19 protein-coding genes are annotated in these 15,545 nt (G+C 69.9%); 6 read left to right on the top strand and 13 right to left on the bottom strand.

The features are described from left to right. The first annotated feature begins 21 nt into the window (after positions 1 to 21). On the top strand, positions 22 to 474 hold the full coding sequence (locus AC5Y4Z_RS19405; protein WP_499966252.1) for an STAS domain-containing protein: 453 nt from the start codon (positions 22 to 24) through the stop codon (positions 472 to 474). Here the strand turns inward: AC5Y4Z_RS19405 and AC5Y4Z_RS19400 are convergent. The 7 genes from AC5Y4Z_RS19400 to AC5Y4Z_RS19370 form a co-directional block, all read right to left on the bottom strand. After that, positions 458 to 733 (bottom strand): hypothetical protein, encoded by a 276-nt coding sequence (locus tag AC5Y4Z_RS19400; protein WP_499966251.1) that lies wholly within the window; start codon positions 731 to 733, stop codon positions 458 to 460. The genes AC5Y4Z_RS19405 and AC5Y4Z_RS19400 overlap by 17 nt on opposite strands. After that, a complete protein-coding gene (gene mce1N / locus AC5Y4Z_RS19395; protein ID WP_499966250.1) occupies positions 730 to 1,278 on the bottom strand; it encodes a transport-regulating membrane protein Mce1N in 549 nt (182 codons plus the stop codon). Before mce1N ends, AC5Y4Z_RS19400 begins: the two co-directional genes overlap by 4 nt. Next, the gene (gene hemB / locus AC5Y4Z_RS19390) at positions 1,275 to 2,255 is read right to left on the bottom strand and encodes a porphobilinogen synthase (protein WP_499966249.1); all 981 of its coding nucleotides are present in this window, start codon (positions 2,253 to 2,255) and stop codon (positions 1,275 to 1,277) included. The genes mce1N and hemB overlap by 4 nt, the downstream gene beginning before the upstream one ends. A gap of 79 nt (positions 2,256 to 2,334) precedes the next feature. Further along, the gene (locus AC5Y4Z_RS19385) at positions 2,335 to 4,005 is read right to left on the bottom strand and encodes a bifunctional uroporphyrinogen-III C-methyltransferase/uroporphyrinogen-III synthase (RefSeq protein ID WP_499966248.1); all 1,671 of its coding nucleotides are present in this window, start codon (positions 4,003 to 4,005) and stop codon (positions 2,335 to 2,337) included. Positions 4,006 to 4,029: 24 nt separating this feature from the next. Next, a complete protein-coding gene (gene hemC / locus AC5Y4Z_RS19380; protein ID WP_499966247.1) occupies positions 4,030 to 4,980 on the bottom strand; it encodes a hydroxymethylbilane synthase in 951 nt (316 codons plus the stop codon). Positions 4,981 to 4,993: 13 nt separating this feature from the next. Next, positions 4,994 to 6,364, bottom strand: coding sequence for a glutamyl-tRNA reductase (locus AC5Y4Z_RS19375; protein WP_499966246.1), 1,371 nt, complete (start codon positions 6,362 to 6,364; stop codon positions 4,994 to 4,996). A 100-nt stretch (positions 6,365 to 6,464) separates the two neighbouring features. Further along, positions 6,465 to 6,722 (bottom strand): glutaredoxin family protein, encoded by a 258-nt coding sequence (locus AC5Y4Z_RS19370; RefSeq protein ID WP_499966245.1) that lies wholly within the window; start codon positions 6,720 to 6,722, stop codon positions 6,465 to 6,467. Between the two features lie 42 nt (positions 6,723 to 6,764). Between AC5Y4Z_RS19370 and AC5Y4Z_RS19365 the strand changes: the two genes are divergently transcribed. Both AC5Y4Z_RS19365 and AC5Y4Z_RS19360 read left to right on the top strand, forming a co-directional pair. After that, positions 6,765 to 7,076 carry a WXG100 family type VII secretion target gene (locus AC5Y4Z_RS19365; RefSeq protein ID WP_499966244.1) on the top strand — a complete coding sequence of 104 codons (312 nt, stop codon included), beginning with the start codon at positions 6,765 to 6,767 and terminating at the stop codon, positions 7,074 to 7,076. Beyond that, positions 7,069 to 7,359, top strand: coding sequence for a WXG100 family type VII secretion target (locus AC5Y4Z_RS19360; protein ID WP_499966243.1), 291 nt, complete (start codon positions 7,069 to 7,071; stop codon positions 7,357 to 7,359). The genes AC5Y4Z_RS19365 and AC5Y4Z_RS19360 overlap by 8 nt, the downstream gene beginning before the upstream one ends. A gap of 1 nt (position 7,360) precedes the next feature. Here the strand turns inward: AC5Y4Z_RS19360 and AC5Y4Z_RS19355 are convergent, their stop codons facing one another. Continuing rightward, entirely contained in the window at positions 7,361 to 9,004 is a 1,644-nt protein-coding gene (locus AC5Y4Z_RS19355) for a PPE family protein (protein WP_499966242.1), read from the bottom strand. A 191-nt stretch (positions 9,005 to 9,195) separates the two neighbouring features. Here AC5Y4Z_RS19355 and AC5Y4Z_RS19350 point away from each other — a divergent pair, with 191 nt between their 5' ends. From AC5Y4Z_RS19350 to cmaA2, 3 genes are read left to right on the top strand one after another with little or no spacing between them, the layout of a single operon-like run. Continuing rightward, positions 9,196 to 10,116: an HAD family hydrolase gene (locus AC5Y4Z_RS19350; protein ID WP_499966241.1), complete on the top strand. Its 921-nt coding sequence runs from the start codon at positions 9,196 to 9,198 to the stop codon at positions 10,114 to 10,116. A 45-nt stretch (positions 10,117 to 10,161) separates the two neighbouring features. Continuing rightward, positions 10,162 to 10,674: an FAS1-like dehydratase domain-containing protein gene (locus AC5Y4Z_RS19345; RefSeq protein WP_499966239.1), complete on the top strand. Its 513-nt coding sequence runs from the start codon at positions 10,162 to 10,164 to the stop codon at positions 10,672 to 10,674. 10 nt (positions 10,675 to 10,684) lie between these two features. Further along, complete coding sequence (cmaA2, locus tag AC5Y4Z_RS19340; protein WP_499966237.1) at positions 10,685 to 11,605, top strand: cyclopropane mycolic acid synthase CmaA2; 921 nt, start codon at positions 10,685 to 10,687, stop codon at positions 11,603 to 11,605. Between the two features lie 159 nt (positions 11,606 to 11,764). On the opposite strand, the gene AC5Y4Z_RS19335 is transcribed toward cmaA2, so the two are convergent. The 5 genes from AC5Y4Z_RS19335 to proC all read right to left on the bottom strand — a co-directional run bounded on the left by AC5Y4Z_RS19335 (position 11,765) and on the right by proC (position 15,523). Beyond that, positions 11,765 to 12,856 (bottom strand): lysophospholipid acyltransferase family protein, encoded by a 1,092-nt coding sequence (locus AC5Y4Z_RS19335; RefSeq protein ID WP_499966235.1) that lies wholly within the window; start codon positions 12,854 to 12,856, stop codon positions 11,765 to 11,767. Further along, positions 12,838 to 13,965 (bottom strand): SDR family oxidoreductase, encoded by a 1,128-nt coding sequence (locus AC5Y4Z_RS19330; protein WP_499966234.1) that lies wholly within the window; start codon positions 13,963 to 13,965, stop codon positions 12,838 to 12,840. The genes AC5Y4Z_RS19335 and AC5Y4Z_RS19330 overlap by 19 nt, the downstream gene beginning before the upstream one ends. Positions 13,966 to 14,036: 71 nt before the next feature. Beyond that, positions 14,037 to 14,138, bottom strand: coding sequence for a 30S ribosomal protein bS22 (locus AC5Y4Z_RS19325; RefSeq protein ID WP_003402602.1), 102 nt, complete (start codon positions 14,136 to 14,138; stop codon positions 14,037 to 14,039). Positions 14,139 to 14,258: 120 nt separating this feature from the next. Continuing rightward, the gene (locus tag AC5Y4Z_RS19320) at positions 14,259 to 14,516 is read right to left on the bottom strand and encodes a cell division/environmental response transcriptional regulator (RefSeq protein ID WP_499966233.1); all 258 of its coding nucleotides are present in this window, start codon (positions 14,514 to 14,516) and stop codon (positions 14,259 to 14,261) included. Between the two features lie 140 nt (positions 14,517 to 14,656). After that, positions 14,657 to 15,523 carry a pyrroline-5-carboxylate reductase gene (gene proC / locus AC5Y4Z_RS19315; RefSeq protein WP_499966232.1) on the bottom strand — a complete coding sequence of 289 codons (867 nt, stop codon included), beginning with the start codon at positions 15,521 to 15,523 and terminating at the stop codon, positions 14,657 to 14,659. Between the last annotated feature and the right edge of the window lie 22 nt (positions 15,524 to 15,545).

Below are 15,545 nucleotides of genomic sequence, written 5' to 3'. Positions count from 1 at the left end.
CTTGACGGGAATGGGGCGCACATGACAATCGCAAACGTCGCGACTCGGCACGGTTACGGCACGTTCGACTGCGATGGCGCCCACGTCCGCGCCCAGTGCCGGCACCTGGCGACCGTGGTGACCATCCGCGGCGAGATCGACGCCGTCAACGTCGACCGCGTCGGCGAGCACATCCGGCGCTTCGCCCTCGGGGGTAACCCGCTGGTGCTGGATCTGAGCGAGGTCAATCACTTTGCCGCAGCGGGCATTTCGCTGGTGCACCGGCTCGATGAGGCCTGCCGCGCCGCCGGGGTCGAGTGGACGTTGGTCGCCAGCCCCGCCGCCATGGAGCTGCTGGGTATCGGCCGCGACCAGGACGAGAACGCCGAGATGTTCCCGATCGCGCGTTCGGTGCGCGAGGCGCTGCGCAACCTGGCCGACGCGATCGTTGACCGCCGCCGGTTGGTGCTGCCGCTCATCAAGAAGACGGCTTAGTCTTCTCCATCGCCCCGCGCCGCCGCAGCCGGGCCACCCCCACCACCGCCAGGACACCCGCGGTCGTCAGCAGCACCACGGTCAGCAACAGCAGCTGGGGGTCGTAGACCAGCGACGTCGTGGACGGCTGGCCATCCGCGATGGGCGCCACCCCGACCGTGTGGCGCGCGTGTAGCCAACAAACGCCCGCGCCCACCAGCGCCGCGCAGGCCAGGCTGAGCTGAATCCACGCCTTGACGGCCCGGTAGCGGGCGGTCACAGCGCGGGCCCGTCTGAACGGTCGTCGCGCTCGTCGTCGGGGATATCGGATCCGGCGGGCTCCACCCGCTCCTGGACCAACGGGGTCAGCGCCGCGCGCAGCTGACGATGACGACGCGCCCAGGCCTGGGCGGTGCGATCACCCGTGAGCTTGAGACCGATGCCGATGCGGTGGCGCGGCACCCCGGTCAGTTCGCCGAGCGCCCGTGCCGACTGCCACCGCGCCAGCTCCTTGCCGGAGGCCTCGTGGTGCTCGGGCTCGGGATAGACCTTGACGATCTCGCGCACCAGGATGGTTTCGGTGCCCTGGCGCAGGGCGTCCGCGGTGAGCTCGACCGAGACATGGATCCTCGCCGCCTTCACCTGCAGGCCCACGAACGCCGAGACCAGCACCAAGAAGATCGCCGGGACGACGAACGACACCGGGGCGCCGCTCCAGATCTGGATCAGCACCATGGCGCCCGCCGCGACGGGACCCAGCGCCACCCACCCCCAGCTGGCGCCCCGCTCGTAGAACAACGGCTGCGAATGGCTGTCTGTTGTCACGAAAGCCAGCCTGCCGCATCGGCGGCCCAGTAGGTGAGCACGACATCGGCGCCGGCGCGCCGGATGCTGATCAACGACTCCAGCGCCGCAGCCCGCTCGTCGATCCAGCCGTTGGCGGCCGCCGCGCAGACCATCGCGTACTCCCCCGACACCTGATAGGCGGCCACCGGCACCGGCGAAACCGCGGCCGCCGCCGACACCACGTCCAGGTAACCCAGTGCGGGCTTGACCATCATCAGGTCGGCGCCCTCGTCGAGGTCCAGCCGGATCTCGCGCAGCGCCTCCCGGAAGTTGCCCGGCTCCTGCTGGTAGGTGCGCCGGTCGCCGGACAGGCTGGAGCTGACGGCGTCGCGGAAGGGGCCGTAGAACGCCGACGCGAACTTCGCCGCGTAGGCCAGGATCACCACGTCGGGGTGGCCCGCGGCGTCCAGGCCGTCGCGGATCGCGGCCACCTGGCCGTCCATCATCCCGCTCGGCCCCACCACGTGGGCACCCGATTCCGCTTGTGCCACAGCCAGTTTCACGTAGCGCGCCAGGGTGGCGTCGTTGTCCACCCGGCCCCTGGCATCCAGGACGCCGCAGTGGCCGTGATCGGTGAATTCGTCCAGGCAGGTGTCGGCCATCAACACCGTGGCGTCACCGAGGTCCTTGGCCAGGTCGCGCAGCGCGACGTTGAGGATGCCGTCGGGGTCGGTGCCCGCCGAGCCGGTCGCGTCCTTGTCCTGTTCGCGGGGCACCCCGAACAGCATCAGCCCGCCCACCCCGGCGACGACGGCGTCTTCGGCGGCCTTGCGCAGCGAATCCCGGGTGTGCTGAACGACGTTCGGCATGGAAGGGATGGGCCGCGGTTCGTCGATGCCGTCGGCCTCAGCGCTGATGAACATCGGCAGCACCAAATGCCTTGGCTCCAGCGACGTTTGCGCCACCAGGCGACGCAATGCGGGGGTGGAGCGGAGCCGACGCGGGCGCTGCCTCATTTTCGTGCGTTGACTCTGCGTTGACGGCGGGGGTTACTCGCACTTTTACGCCACCAGCGCAGAGTCAACGCAGGGCGTGTCATCGCCTGCGGCTCTTCTTGCGCGGCGGCGGCAGCGCCCCCTCGGCGCGCAACCGCGCGGCGTGCTCGGCCAGGGCGTCGACCAGGGGGCCGACGGCGGCGGTGTCGGGCTGGACGTCCACCCGGAGGCCGAACTCGGCGGCGGTCTCGGCGGTCTTGGGGCCGATGCACGCGATGATGGTCCGCGCGTGCGGCTTTCCGGCGATGCCGACCAGGTTGCGCACCGTCGAGCTGGAGGTGAAGCACACCGCGTCGAAGCCGCCCGTCTTGATCATCTCGCGGGTGGCCGCCGGCGGCGGCGCGGCGCGCACGGTCCGGTAGGCGGTGACGTCCTCGATCTCCCAGCCCCGCTCGCGCAGCCCCTCGGCCAGCGTCTCGGTGGCGATGTCGGCCCGCGGCAGCAGGACGCGGTTCACCGGGTCGAAAATGCTGTCGTACGGCGGGAAGTCGTCGAGCAGGCCCAGCGAGGACTGCTCCCCGGCCGGCACCAGCTCCGGGCTGATCCCGAAGGCGCGGACCCGGTCGGCGGTCGACTCGCCCACGCAGGCGATCTTCACCCCGGAGAACGCGCGCGCGTCCAGGCCGAACTCGCCGAACTTCTCCCACACCGCGCGCACGGCGTTGGTGGAGGTGAACACCACCCACTGGAAGCGGCCGTCGACCAGGCCCTTGACGGCGCGCTCCATCTGGGCGGGGCTGCGCGGCGGCTCGACGGCGATGGTCGGCACCTCGATCGGCAGCGCGCCGTAGGAGGTCAGGCGCTCGCTCATCTCGCCGGCCTGGTCCTTGGTGCGCGGCACCAGCACGGTCCAGCCGTACAGCGCGCGGCTCTCCCACCAGTTCAGCTTCGCCCGGCTGGCCACCGTCTTGCCGATGGTCACGACCAGCGGGCCGGTCAGCGGGCCGGCGGGGTCGGCGCCGCCGCCCAGGACGGCCGGATCGGTCAGGCCACCCAGCGTGGTCTCGACCGAACGCTGCTGGCAGGTGGTGCCCTGCGCGGTCACCACGCACGGGGTGGTCTCGGCCAGCTCGTGCTCGATCAGGGCGCGGGCGGCGTCGGGCAGGTGCGACGCGGTGGCCTGCAGGATCAGCGGGCCGGGCGCGGCGGCCAGCGCCTCCCAGTCCACGTGAGGGTCGCGCACGTCGGCGACGGTGTGCGACGATCCAAGCGGCAGCCCCGCGTAGGTGGGGACGGCGCTGGTGGCCGCGAGTCCGGGCACGATCTCGAGGTGCAGGTGGCTGCGCGCGACGGCGTTCACCTCGGTGATGACTGCGTCGAGCGTCAGCGGGTCGCCGGCCACCAGCCGCACCACGTCGGCGCCGGAACGGGCCTCGGCGACCAGCGTCTTGGCGACCTCGGCGGGCTCGCCGAGGGCCGGGCGGATGTCGGGGCCGCCGGAGATCACCGCGGGCGCTGCCGGGCCCGGGTCGCCGTCGGGCGCTCCCTCGCCGTTCGCGCGGGGCGGGTCGGCCGGCGCCGGGCCGGAGACGGGTGGCAGATCCTTGCCGATCAGCGCCAGCACCGCCTCGGGCACGTCGGGGTCGGTGAACACCAGGGCGGCGTTGGCCAGCACCGAGGCGGCCCGCGCGGTCAACAGTCCCGGGTCGCCGGGCCCGGAGCCCACGAACGTGATGTGGCCCGGTCTCGGCTTACGCCCTCGCGTCGTCATTGTCGCTCCCAGTCAGTTCTTGCGTCATTCATCTTCCGCGGGCGGGCCGTGGCGCGCCGCCGACATCAGCTCCCGCGCCCCCAGCTCGAACAGCTCCGCGGCCACCGAAAGCCCCAGCTCTCGGGCCCGACCGGGAGTGCCGATGCCGGACGCGCGGATCACGTCGGACCCGTCCAGCGCCGCCACGCAACCGCGCAGCGACAGCTCTTCGAAGACGCGGCCGTCCTCCTCGATGGACTCGACCACCTCGGCGATCGCGCCCACCGGTGCGGAGCAACCCGCCTCCAGTTCGGCCAGCAGGGCTCGCTCCGCGGTGACCGCCGCGCGGGTGTCGGCGTCGTCGAGCTCCGCCAGCACCTCCGCCAGCCGGCTGTCACCGGCGCGGCATTCGACGGCGAGCGCGCCCTGAGCCGGTGCTGGCAACATCTGCACCGGCTCTAGCGTCTCGGTGACATCGTCGAGGCGACCCAGCCGGGCGAGACCGGCCCGGGCCACCACGATCGCGTCAAGATCACCACTGCTTACCCTGTTCAACCTGGTATCTAGGTTGCCTCGTAGGGGGCGGATTTCCAAACCGAGACCCAATGCTCTAAGCTGCGCGGCCCGCCGGGGCGACGACGTGCCCACCAGCGAACCCGCCGGCAACTCCCCGAGCACCAGCCCGTCGCGGGCGACGAGCGCGTCGCGGGGGTCGTTGCGCGGGGGGATCGCCGCGATGGTGAACCTGGGGTCGTCGGCGGTCGGCAAATCCTTGTGGGAGTGCACCGCGGCGTCGACGCGGCCGTCCTCGATGGCCTCCCGCAGCGCGGTGGTGAAGGCCCCCACACCCAGGGTCTCGATGGGCGCCGAGGAGCGATCGCCGGCGGTGCTGATGGTCACCAACTCCGCCGGGTGGCCGTTGGCGATCAAAGCGTCCCTGACGACGCCGGCCTGGGTGGTGGCCAACAGGCTGCCCCGGGTGCCTATCCGGATCACGTGCGCCAATCGGCTACTCGCCGGACTGCGCCTGGGTGCCCGCGTCGAATCCGCTTGGCACGACTGGCAATTCACCGGCGGCGACGGCGTCGACCGCGGTCTGGTCGAGTTCGAAGAGCTCGCGCAGGGCCTCGGCGTAACTGTCGCCGCCCGGGGCGCTGGCGAGCTGCTTGATCCGGACCGTGGGCGCGTGCAGCAGCTTGTCCACCACCCGCCGCACGGTGCGGGCCACCTCCTCGCGGTGCGTGCTGTCCAGCCCCGGCAACCGGTTGTCCAGGCGCAGCAGCTCCGCCTCGACGACATCGGCGGCGCGCTGGCGCAGCGCGGTCACGGTCGGGGTGACCTCGGCCATGCGCTGCCCGGCCAGGTAGGTGGCGACCTCGGCGGCCACGATGTGGCGCGCGGCGTCGACGTCGGCGGCCGCGGCGTGGGCCGACGGCTCGCGCTGCACCCGGTCCACGTCGACGACCCAGACGCCGGGCAGCCCGGCCACCGCCGGGTCGACGTCGCGCGGCATGCCCAGGTCGCAGATCACCAGGGGGTGGGCCGATTCGTCCCGGCCGGCTCCGGCCAGCGCGTGGTGCACGTCGGCCAGCGAGACCACGGGGCTGACCGCGCCCGTGCAGCTGACCACGACGTCGGCGTCGGCCAGCGCGTCGGCCAGCCGGTCGAGGGTCAGCGCCTCGGCCCGCGCGCCGGTTTCGCGGATCTTGCGGGCCAGCCGCTGCGCCCGGGCCAGCGACCGGTTGAGCACCCGCACGTGCCCGATGCCGGCCCGGCTCAGGTGCGCCGACGACAGCGCCCCCATCGCTCCGGCGCCGATGACCACGGCGGTCTTGCCGTCGAGCCCGCCCAGCTTGCGTTCGGCCATGCCCAGGGCGACCGACACCACCGAGGCGCCGGCGGCGTCGATGGCGGTCTCGGAGTGCACCCGCTTGCCCACCGACAGCGCCCGCTGGGCCAGCTCGTGCAGCACGCGGCCGACGGTGCGGTTGGTCTCGGCGGCCGCGTAGGCGCGGCGCACCTGGCCCAGCACCTGCTGTTCGCCGACCACGGCCGAGTCCAGGCCGCTGGCCACCGCGAACAGGTGCTCGACGGCGGCCTCGCTGTACCGCACATAGGCGTACTTGGTCAGCTCGCCCATCGACATCCCGGAGTGGTCCGACAGCACCTGCCCGACCACCGCCAACCCGCCGTGGAACGCGTCGACGACGGCGTAGACCTCGACCCGGTTGCAGGTCGACAGCACCATCGCCTCGGTCACCAGCGGCGACTGCAACACCCGGTCGACGATCTTGACCTGATCGGCCTCGTCGATGCTGAGTTGCTCGAGGACGGAGACCGGCGCACTGCGGTGCGAAACCCCGAAGAGCAGGATGCTCACGGCAGCATCACCTGGCCAGCTCCCTTGCTCGCTCCAGTAACTGAACTGGTGTCCACGGTAAACGTTGATCAGCTGGGCTACCAAATAATTGCCCGGCGGCCTAGCGGCCCAGATCCGCCCGCAGCCGCTCCTCGTCGATCTCCCAGTAACTGTGCTCGCGGCCGTCGAGCAGGACCACCGGCAGCCGGTCGCCAAACTCGGCCCGCGGCCCCGGGTCGCCCGCCGACGCCCTGGCGTCGACGTCGGTCGTCGTCAGCTCGAAGCCCAGCTCATCGGCCAGTTCGGCCAGCCGGGTGTGCACCCGCGCGCAGATGGTGCAGCCGTCGCGCGTCAGCAGCTCCACGGTGTGCCGCGTCATGGGTGAATTGTGGCACCGCGCCGCAGTCGATACGTTGCCGCTGTGGCTGCCCAGGGTGCGTTGCGCGCCGACCCGTCGGAGATGCGGGGGGCCGCCGAGGCGCTGTCGGGTCGCGCCGAGGAGCTGCGCAACCAGTTCGTCGCGCTCGACGACCAGGTGGGGCGCCTGCTGGACGGCTGGCGCGGCCCGTCGGGAAGCGCGTACGCCTCCGCGTGGGAGCTGTGGCATCGGGGCGCCGGCGAGGTCGAGGTGGGACTGTCGCTGCTGGCTCGGCTGGTCGCCCGGGCCGGCGGGCTCTACGAGGAGAACGAGGCCGCGTCCGCGCGGGCGCTGGGTGCGGTGCGCCATGGCTGAGGCGTTCCGGGTGGACCCGCAGGCGCTGGCCGACGCGGTGCGGCACATGACGGAGTTCCACCGCTACGCCGAGCACATGCTCACCGAAATCGATTCGCTGGTAAGCGAATTGCACTCGACATGGACCGGCGGCGGCGCGGCCGCGCACGCCGAGGCGCACCGGCACTGGGCGCGCGGCGAGGCGATGATGCGCGAGGCGCTGGCTCAGTTGCGGGCCGCCGGCGCGACCGCCCACCGCAACTACACCGGGGCCATGTCGGCGAATCTGGCCATGTGGCCCTGAGCTAACCCGCCAACAGCCGGGCGAGGCTGAAGAAGCCCGACAGTTGCGTGCCCATATTGAAAAAGCCCGAGTCAATGCCGCTGATGGCGGGCCCGACGAAGGCATTCGGCGAGCCGATGTTTCCGATGCCCGAGACCTGGGAGTTGTTGTTTACGCCGCCCGTGACCGTGTTGAAGAACCCGGACACAAAGCCGTCGAAAGTGCCGCCGGCCGTCGTGTTGTAGAAGCCCGAGACGTCGACTCCGGTATTGCCGAAGCCCGAGGTGTTAGCGCCGGTGTTGATGGTCGACCCGAACGCCGTGTTCGCAATACCCGAATTCCAGAAACCCGTGTTGACGTCTCCCGAATTGCCATTGCCGGTGTTGAAGCTGCCCGCATTGCCGAATCCCGTGTCGATGGCCCCCGCATTCCCGGCGCCGGTGTCCTCGATGCCCGAGTTGAAGAAGCCGGTGTTGAACTGGTTGGAGTTGCCGATGCCGAAGTTGCCGCCCAGCAGCCCGTTGGCGGAGTTGCCGATGCCGATGTCGCCGGTGCCGGCATTGCCGATGCCGAAACTGTTCAGGTGCCCCGGCTGAAGCATGTTGCTGCCCGAGTTGAAGATGCCGATGTTGCCGCTGCCGGAGTTGAACAACCCGATGTTGTTGGAGCCCGAATTGCCGAAGCCGATGTTGCCGGTGCCCGAATTCAGCCCGGCGAACGTGAACTGACCGGTGGCGGTGTTGTAGTAGGCGTTGCCGACGCCGATCAGGTTGTCGCCGGTGAGGCCGAAGCCGACGTCGTTGTTGCCGGTGTTGCCGGCGCCGCGGTTGCCGTCGCCGAAGTTGCCCAGGCCGAAGTTGTTGTTGCCGTTGTTGCCCAAGCCGACGTTGTGGCCCGGGTCGGGGCTGGTGGAGGAGGTGCCGAAATTCCCGAAGCCGATGTTGCCATTGCCCACGTTTCCGGCGCCGAAGTTGCCTTTGCCGATGTTGCCGGTGCCGATGTTGGCGTTGCCGGAGTTCCCGCCGCCGATGTTCTGGTTGCCGAGATTTCCGCTGCCGACGTTTTCGCTGCCGGTATTGCCGTTGCCCAGATTGGCCCCGCCCTTGTTGCCGATGCCCAGGCTGGGCAGGCTGGTGAGCGCGTCCTGCGCGGCGCTGGCCAACGGCGTCAGCTGGGCGGCGGCCGCCGTCGCGCCCGCCTGATAGCCCGTCATCGCCGACACGTCTTGGGCCCACATCTCCTCGTATTGCGATTCGGCGGCCATGATCGCCGGGGCGTTGAGCCCCAAAAAGTTCGCGCGGATCAACTGGACGAACGCAGTGCGGTTGGCGGCCACCAGGAGCGGATGGATCGTGGCGGCCCGGGCCGCCTCGAACGCGCTGGCCACGGCCTGAGCCTGGCCGGCGGCGGCCGCGGCCCGCGCCGACGCCGCGCTCAGCCACCCCGCATACGGGGCGGCCGCCGCGGCCATGGCCCCCGACGCCGGTCCCTGCCAGGCCTGACCGGCCAGCCCGGAGGTGACCGAGGCGAACGAATCCGCCGCGGCCGCGAGCTCGTCGGCCAACCCGTCCCACGCGGCGGCCGCCTGCACCATCGGCGCCGAGCCGGCGCCGCTGAACATCAACAGCGAGTTGGTCTCGGGGGGCAATAGCGGAAAGTTGACCATGGCGCGCCTCCTCGGCGTCAGCCCCCCGAATGAATTCGAAGTAATCCGTCCCAAATGCTACGACGATGCGGGTCCGGTGTCGCGGTTTGCGCAGCCGGGATGGGCCCGACGCGCAAGCATCCTCGACGGCTTTGCCCGATAGGGTTGTCACCGGCGACAGAACCCCGCGACAGCGATCCAGGAGGTGTGCCTTGGCTGCATCGGCTTCCTCTGAGCCGGGCGGCGCGCCGCCCACCGGTCGCGCTGACCTGGAATCGCTGGCCGACAGCGCGAGCGCCAAGCGCGCGCTCGACGACCTGCAGGCCTCCGGGGCCCTGGCCGAGGGTGGCCCGCAGCCACCGGTCGACCTGACCGCGGCCGCGTTCTTCGACGTCGACAACACCCTGGTACAGGGGTCGTCGGCCGTGCACTTCGGGCGCGGGCTGGCCGCCCGCCACTACTTCACCTATCGCGATGTGCTCGGATTCATCTACGCGCAGGCCAAGTTTCAGTGGCTCGGCACGGAGAACAGCAACGACGTCGCCGCCGGCCGGCGCAAGGCGCTGGCGTTCATCGAGGGCCGCTCCGTCGACCAGCTGGTCGCGTTGGGCGAGGAGGTGTACGACGAGATCATCGCCGACAAGATCTGGCCGGGCACCCGCGCGCTGACCCAGATGCACCTCGACGCCGGCCAGCAGGTGTGGCTGATCACCGCCACGCCGTACGAGCTCGCGGCGACCATCGCGCGCCGGCTCGGATTGACCGGCGCGCTGGGCACCGTCGCCGAGTCGGTCGACGGCGTTTTCACCGGCCGGCTGGTCGGCGAGATCCTGCACGGCACCGGCAAGGCCCACGCGGTGCGCTCGCTCGCGATCCGGGAGGGCCTCAACCTCAAGCGCTGCACGGCCTATTCCGACAGCTACAACGACGTGCCGATGCTGTCGCTGGTGGGCACGGCCGTCGCCATCAATCCCGATGCGCGCCTGCGCGCGCTGGCCCGCGAGCGGGGCTGGGAGATCCGCGACTTCCGGACCGCGCGCAAGGCGGCGCGGATCGGCGTGCCGTCGGCGCTGGCCCTGGGCGCGGCCGGCGGCGCGCTGGCGGCGCTGGCGTCGCGCCGCCAATCGCGCTGATAAGCTGCGCCGCTAGCACGTAGTCGAGGGGAAGAGCAACGCGGCATGACAATCCCAGAATCGGCCCAGGGGATCATCGGCAGCCACTACCGGGCGCCGGACTACTTCCAGGTCGGACGCGAAAAGATCCGGGAGTTCGCGTTGGCGGTCAAGGATGACCACCCGTCGCACTACAGCGAGGCCGACGCCGCCGAGGCCGGCTATCCCGAACTGGTGGCCCCGCTGACGTTTCTGGCGATCGCGGGACGGCGCGTGCAGCTGGAGATCTTCACCAAGTTCGAGATCCCGATCAACATCGCCCGGGTCATGCACCGCGACCAGAAATTTCACTTCCACCGGCCGATCCTGGCCCACGATAGGCTTTACTTCGACACCTATCTAGACTCGGTGATCGAGTCCCACGGGGCCGTGGTCGCCGAGATCCGCAGCGAAGTCACAGACGCCGAGGGCAAACCGGTTGTCACCAGCGTCGTCACGATGCTGGGGGAGGCCGCGCACCAGGACGCTGGCGCTGAAGAAACCGTCGCCGCGATTGCATCCATATCTGCCGGAAAGTAGGGTCAATTCAATGTCACAGGGTGAATCGGGTGGCACCCAGCTGAAGCCGCCGGTCGAAGCAGTCCGATCCCATTACGACAAATCCAACGAGTTCTTCAAGCTGTGGCTCGACCCGTCGATGACGTACAGCTGCGCCTATTTCGACGAGCATCCCGACCTGGAACACCCGAACAAGACGCTGGAAGAGGCGCAGTACGCGAAGCGCAAGCTCGCCCTCGACAAGCTCAACCTCGAACCGGGCATGACGCTGCTCGACATCGGCTGCGGCTGGGGTTCGACCATGCGCCACGCCGTGACCGAGTACGACGTCAACGTCATCGGCCTGACGCTCAGCGAGAACCAGTACGCGCACGACGTGGAGAAGTTCAAGGAAATCGACAGCTCGCGCCGCATGGAGGTGCGCATTCAGGGCTGGGAGGAATTCGACGAGCCCGTCGACCGCATCGTGTCGCTGGGTGCGTTCGAGCACTTCGCCGACGGCGCCGGTGACGCCGGGTTCGAGCGCTACGACACCTTCTTCAAGAAGTACTACAGCCTGACGCCCGACGACGCCCGGTTCCTGCTGCACTCGATCATCATCCCGACCCCCGAGGAAGCCAAGGAGCTCGGCTTGACGTCGCCGATGAGCCTGCTGCGGTTCATCAAGTTCATCCTGACGGAGATCTTCCCCGGCGGCCGGCTGCCCCGGATCCCGCAGGTCGACCACTACTCGTCCAACGCCGGCTGGAAGGTCGAGCGCTACCACCGGATCGGCAAGAACTACGTGCTGACCCTGAACGCCTGGGCCGACGCGCTCGAGGCGCACAAGGACCAGGCGATCGCCCTGAAGGGGCAGGAAACCTACGACATCTACATGCACTACCTGCGGGGCTGCTCGGACCTGTTCCGGGATGGCTACACCGACGTCTGCCAGTTCACGTTGGTGAAGTAGCCCCACGCGGCTTGCACGCAAAACGCCCCGGTGTCTCTGACAAGAGGCACCGGGGCGTTGCGCTTTCCGCGAGCCGAACGCCACGGCGAAATTCGGCCGGGATTGTCGCAGCCAGGTTCGGTTCGCGGTGCCGGGGTGGGCCCGCGAAAGCCGGGGCCGTCAGCCGAAGAAGATGTTGCGGCGACCGGCCAGCAGCCGGTACAGCGTCTGCTGGATGGTCTCGCGGACCTGGTCGGTCAGCTCGAAGGTGACCATCGGGTCCTCGGCGTCGGAGGCGGCGTAGTCGTTGGTGTAGATCGGTTCGCCGAACGCGATGCGCCACTTGGACGGCAGCGGCACCAGGCCGGCGGGCCCGGCCAACGGGAACAGCGGCGTGATCGGGAAGTAGGGCAGCCCGAACAGCCGCGCCAGCAGCTTCACGTCGGCGAGCATCGGGTAGATCTCTTCGGAGCCGACGATCGAGCACGGCACGATCGGTGCCTTGGTGCGCAGCGCCGCGGTCACGAAACCGCCGCGGCCGAACCGCTGCAACCGGTAGCGGTCCCCGAACCGCTTGCCCAGCCCCTTGTAGCCCTCCGGGAACACGGCGGTGAGCTCACCTGCGGCCAGCAGCCGGTGCGCGTCGGTGGTGCAGGCCATGGTGTGGCCGGCCCTGCGGGCGGCCTCGCCGACCACCGGCAGGTCGAACACCATGTCGGCGGCCAGCAGCCGCAGGTCGCGCTGGGCGGGATGTTCGTCGTGCACGGCGACCGACAGCATCAGCCCGTCGAACGGCAGTACCCCGGCGTGATTGGCCACCACCAACGCGGCGCCGTCGCTCGGCAGGTTCTCGATGCCGCTGACCTCGACCCGGAACCACGACCGGAAGAAGAACCGCAGCAAAGGCCGCACGATCGCGCTGTTGAAGTGCGGATCGAACCCGAATTCGTCGACGGTGTAGTCGCCGGTGAGGCGCTGCCGCAGGAAGCCGGCGACCGCGGCGACCCGCTGCGCGAGTTCGTTGAGCGGCGCCTCGCCCGTCGCCGATGCCCCCGCTGCACGGCGGTGCTCGTCGATTTCGCGGACGACGGCGGCGATCTGTTCGGCGGAGGCGCGGCCCCGCGGATCGGACAGCAGGGAGGGATGTTGACGGGACGACTCCGCCCGCTGATCGGCTCTGCGACGAGCGGCTACCCGAGCCCTATTGGTATGCAGTGGAATGACATTCGCTCTGGTTTCGCCAGCCACGATACCTACCTGCCCCCACCCCATGGAATTGCATTTCGGCTTCCCCAGCGCTGCGCTAACGCTATGGCGCGACCCTCCAGGGAGCGTACCCGATCAGGGTCGATTATGGGAGTGAGGCCGCGGCCGCGCACGTAGTCGTCGAACGCCTCGGCCGTCGTCCATTTCGGCTGGTAGCCGAGCTCCGTGCGCATTCTTGTGGTGTCCATGACGCGGCCGTAGCTCAAATAATCAAATTGATCGCGACTGATTTCGGTATAGCGGTTAGCCCGTCTCAGCGAATCCAGCGCCCAGACGCCAAACCCCGGTACCGGCACCGGGATTCGGCCCGCCCGCCGGATCGCCTGCGACAGCATCATGATGCCGTCGGCGCCGATGTTGAACGTGCCGGCCTTGCCGGCCATCGCCGCGCGCTCCAGCGCGCCCAGCGCGTCCTGCTCGTGCAGCAGCTGCAAGCGCGCGTCGCGGCCGAACATCGTCGGGACCAGCGGCCCGGCCAGGTACCGCGACAGCGTGGTGTCCATCGCCGGGCCGATCATGTTGGCCAGCCGCAGGATCGTCACCGCAATATCGGGGCGCCGCCGGCCCAACCCGCGCACGTAACCCTCGATGTCGAGGCTGTCCTTGGCGAAACCGCCGCGGAACGGCCGGCGGCTGCTGCTGTCCTCGGTGAACATGACGGGATCGTGCGCGCTCGACCCGTACACCTCCGAGGTCGACTTCAGCACCACGCGGCGCACCGAGGGCGCCTTCTGGCAGGCCGCGAAGAGTTGCATCGCGCCCATCACGTTGATTTCCTTCAGCGCCGCGCTGCCGCCCGAGCGCGGCGCGTACGACGCGGCCGCGGCGTGCACCACGGTGTCGACGTCGCCGTTGCGAATCACCTTGGCAATGAAGGGATTACGAATGTCGGCGCGGACGAACTCGGCGCGCCCCATCCGGCGCAGCATGTCCTTGCTGGGGGCGATCGCGTCCACCGCGATGACGCCCTTGATCAACGGGTTCTGCGCGAGCCGGGCGGTGAGGTAGCCGCCCAGAAACCGGCACGCGCCGGTGACCAGCACGACTTTGGGGTAGTGCACGGTGTCGCCGCCGGCACCCCCGGCGCCGGCGCCCTCCCCGCTCGACTGATCCACCCAAACAGCCTAACGGGCGGGCGAGTCGACGGCGTTACGGCGACGTGACGGTCGGCCGGGTCCGGTGGGGCTTACTTGCCGAGTTTTCTGCGCTGCACCCGGGTGCGGCGCAGCAGCTTGCGGTGCTTCTTCTTCGACATGCGCTTGCGCCGCTTCTTGATTACTGAACCCATGAACTCCGCTATCTCCACCGGTGACCGCTGCTATGACCCGGACACTTTACCCGGCGTGCCGCACGGAACACCAAACCGGCCGCTGGACCCTCGGCGCGACCGCTCGCGGTGGCTCGGGGGTCAGCCCGCGTCGAAGTACGACGTCTCCAGCATGTCGTGGACGGCCTTCGCGTGCACCCGGAAGGACCGGCCGACCCGAACCGCGGGCAGCTCGCCGTTGTGCACCAGCCGGTACACCGTCATCTTGGAGACGCGCATCAGCGCCGCCACCTCCGCGACGGTCAGAAATTGTGTCCTGGCCTGCTGGCCGTCGACGGAACCGGAGTCCCGCCCCTTACCAGCGGAATCTCGTGCCGATGGCCCGTTCGTAGACGTCATCGCTACCCAATCGTGTCAGGCTCGCGCAATGCCAGCGGCTTCCCCTCCGCTGGCACCCACACGTGCATACAAAGAGGAGAATAGCGGGACTAGTGGGGTTAATGGTACTGGTGAGGGACAATCAATCCGGAAATCTTGAATTATTCCGATGTAATTCTTAGCTGCTCAGAGCGCCTTTTTGCGGCCTGAACCGCCGCGTCGACGATCCCCCGCAGCCCGCCCCGTTCCAGTTCGCGCAGCGCAGCGGCGGTGGTGCCGCCGGGGGACGTGACCGTCGCGCGCAGCTGCGCGGCCGTGGCGTCGGCCGGCGCCGCCCGTCCGTCGCCCTCGACCCCGGCGTCCATTCGCTCCAGCAGCATCGCCGCCGAGCCGGCCATCGTCTGCGTGGTCAGGTCGGTGGCGACCTGGCGGCTCAGCCCGGCCGCCACGCCGGCGTCCACCAGCGCCTCGACCATCAGGAAGAAATACGCCGGGCCGGAGCCGGACACCGCGGTCACGGCGTCCATCTGCGACTCCGGGACGGTCAGCACGCCCCCGACGGAGTCGAACAGCGCCGAGACCTCCGCGAGCTGCGGTTCGGTGACGAAGCGGCCCTTGGCCAGCGCGGTCACCCCCGCGCCCACCACCGCGGCCGCGTTCGGCATCGCCCGCACCACCGGCGTCCCGGCCGGCAGCTTGGCCTCGAGGTAGCCGATCGTGATGCCCGCCGCCACGGTGACGAAAACCTGTTCGGCGCTGTCGATCTCGGCCGCGGCGGCCGCGCGGGCCAGCTCCTCGACCACCGCCTCGACGTCAGTCGGCTTGACCGCGACGACGACGAACGTCGCGTTGTCCACCGCGTCGAGCGCCGGCGCCACGCGCACCGAATAGGTGTCCGCCAGGTACTTCGCGCGCTCGGGCACCCGTTCGGCCACCACCAGGTCCTTGACCTGCCGGCCCGCGCGCAGCAGACCCGACAGCAACGCCTCGCCCATGCTGCCGCCGCCGATGATCGCGATCCTCGCCATGGGAGGAAAGCATTCCAGACAG

Source organism: Mycobacterium sp. NGS63 (assembly GCF_059812295.1).
Note: the sequence above shows the minus strand (reverse complement) of the source record. Positions and strands in the feature narration are given on the sequence as shown.

What these genes read in the sequence shown, in the direction of transcription:
- AC5Y4Z_RS19335 (WP_499966235.1), bottom strand. Translation starts at nt 12,856, where the DNA reads ATGGGGTGGGGGCAGGTAGGTATCGTGGCTGGCGAAACCAGAGCGAAT.
- AC5Y4Z_RS19325 (WP_003402602.1), bottom strand. Translation starts at nt 14,138, where the DNA reads ATGGGTTCAGTAATCAAGAAGCGGCGCAAGCGCATGTCGAAGAAGAAG.
- AC5Y4Z_RS19360 (WP_499966243.1), top strand. Translation starts at nt 7,069, where the DNA reads ATGGCTGAGGCGTTCCGGGTGGACCCGCAGGCGCTGGCCGACGCGGTG.
- hemB (WP_499966249.1), bottom strand. Translation starts at nt 2,255, where the DNA reads ATGAGGCAGCGCCCGCGTCGGCTCCGCTCCACCCCCGCATTGCGTCGC.
- cmaA2 (WP_499966237.1), top strand. Translation starts at nt 10,685, where the DNA reads ATGTCACAGGGTGAATCGGGTGGCACCCAGCTGAAGCCGCCGGTCGAA.
- AC5Y4Z_RS19405 (WP_499966252.1), top strand. Translation starts at nt 22, where the DNA reads ATGACAATCGCAAACGTCGCGACTCGGCACGGTTACGGCACGTTCGAC.
- proC (WP_499966232.1), bottom strand. Translation starts at nt 15,523, where the DNA reads ATGGCGAGGATCGCGATCATCGGCGGCGGCAGCATGGGCGAGGCGTTG.
- AC5Y4Z_RS19345 (WP_499966239.1), top strand. Translation starts at nt 10,162, where the DNA reads ATGACAATCCCAGAATCGGCCCAGGGGATCATCGGCAGCCACTACCGG.
- AC5Y4Z_RS19355 (WP_499966242.1), bottom strand. Translation starts at nt 9,004, where the DNA reads ATGGTCAACTTTCCGCTATTGCCCCCCGAGACCAACTCGCTGTTGATG.
- AC5Y4Z_RS19385 (WP_499966248.1), bottom strand. Translation starts at nt 4,005, where the DNA reads ATGACGACGCGAGGGCGTAAGCCGAGACCGGGCCACATCACGTTCGTG.
- AC5Y4Z_RS19370 (WP_499966245.1), bottom strand. Translation starts at nt 6,722, where the DNA reads ATGACGCGGCACACCGTGGAGCTGCTGACGCGCGACGGCTGCACCATC.
- AC5Y4Z_RS19320 (WP_499966233.1), bottom strand. Translation starts at nt 14,516, where the DNA reads ATGACGTCTACGAACGGGCCATCGGCACGAGATTCCGCTGGTAAGGGG.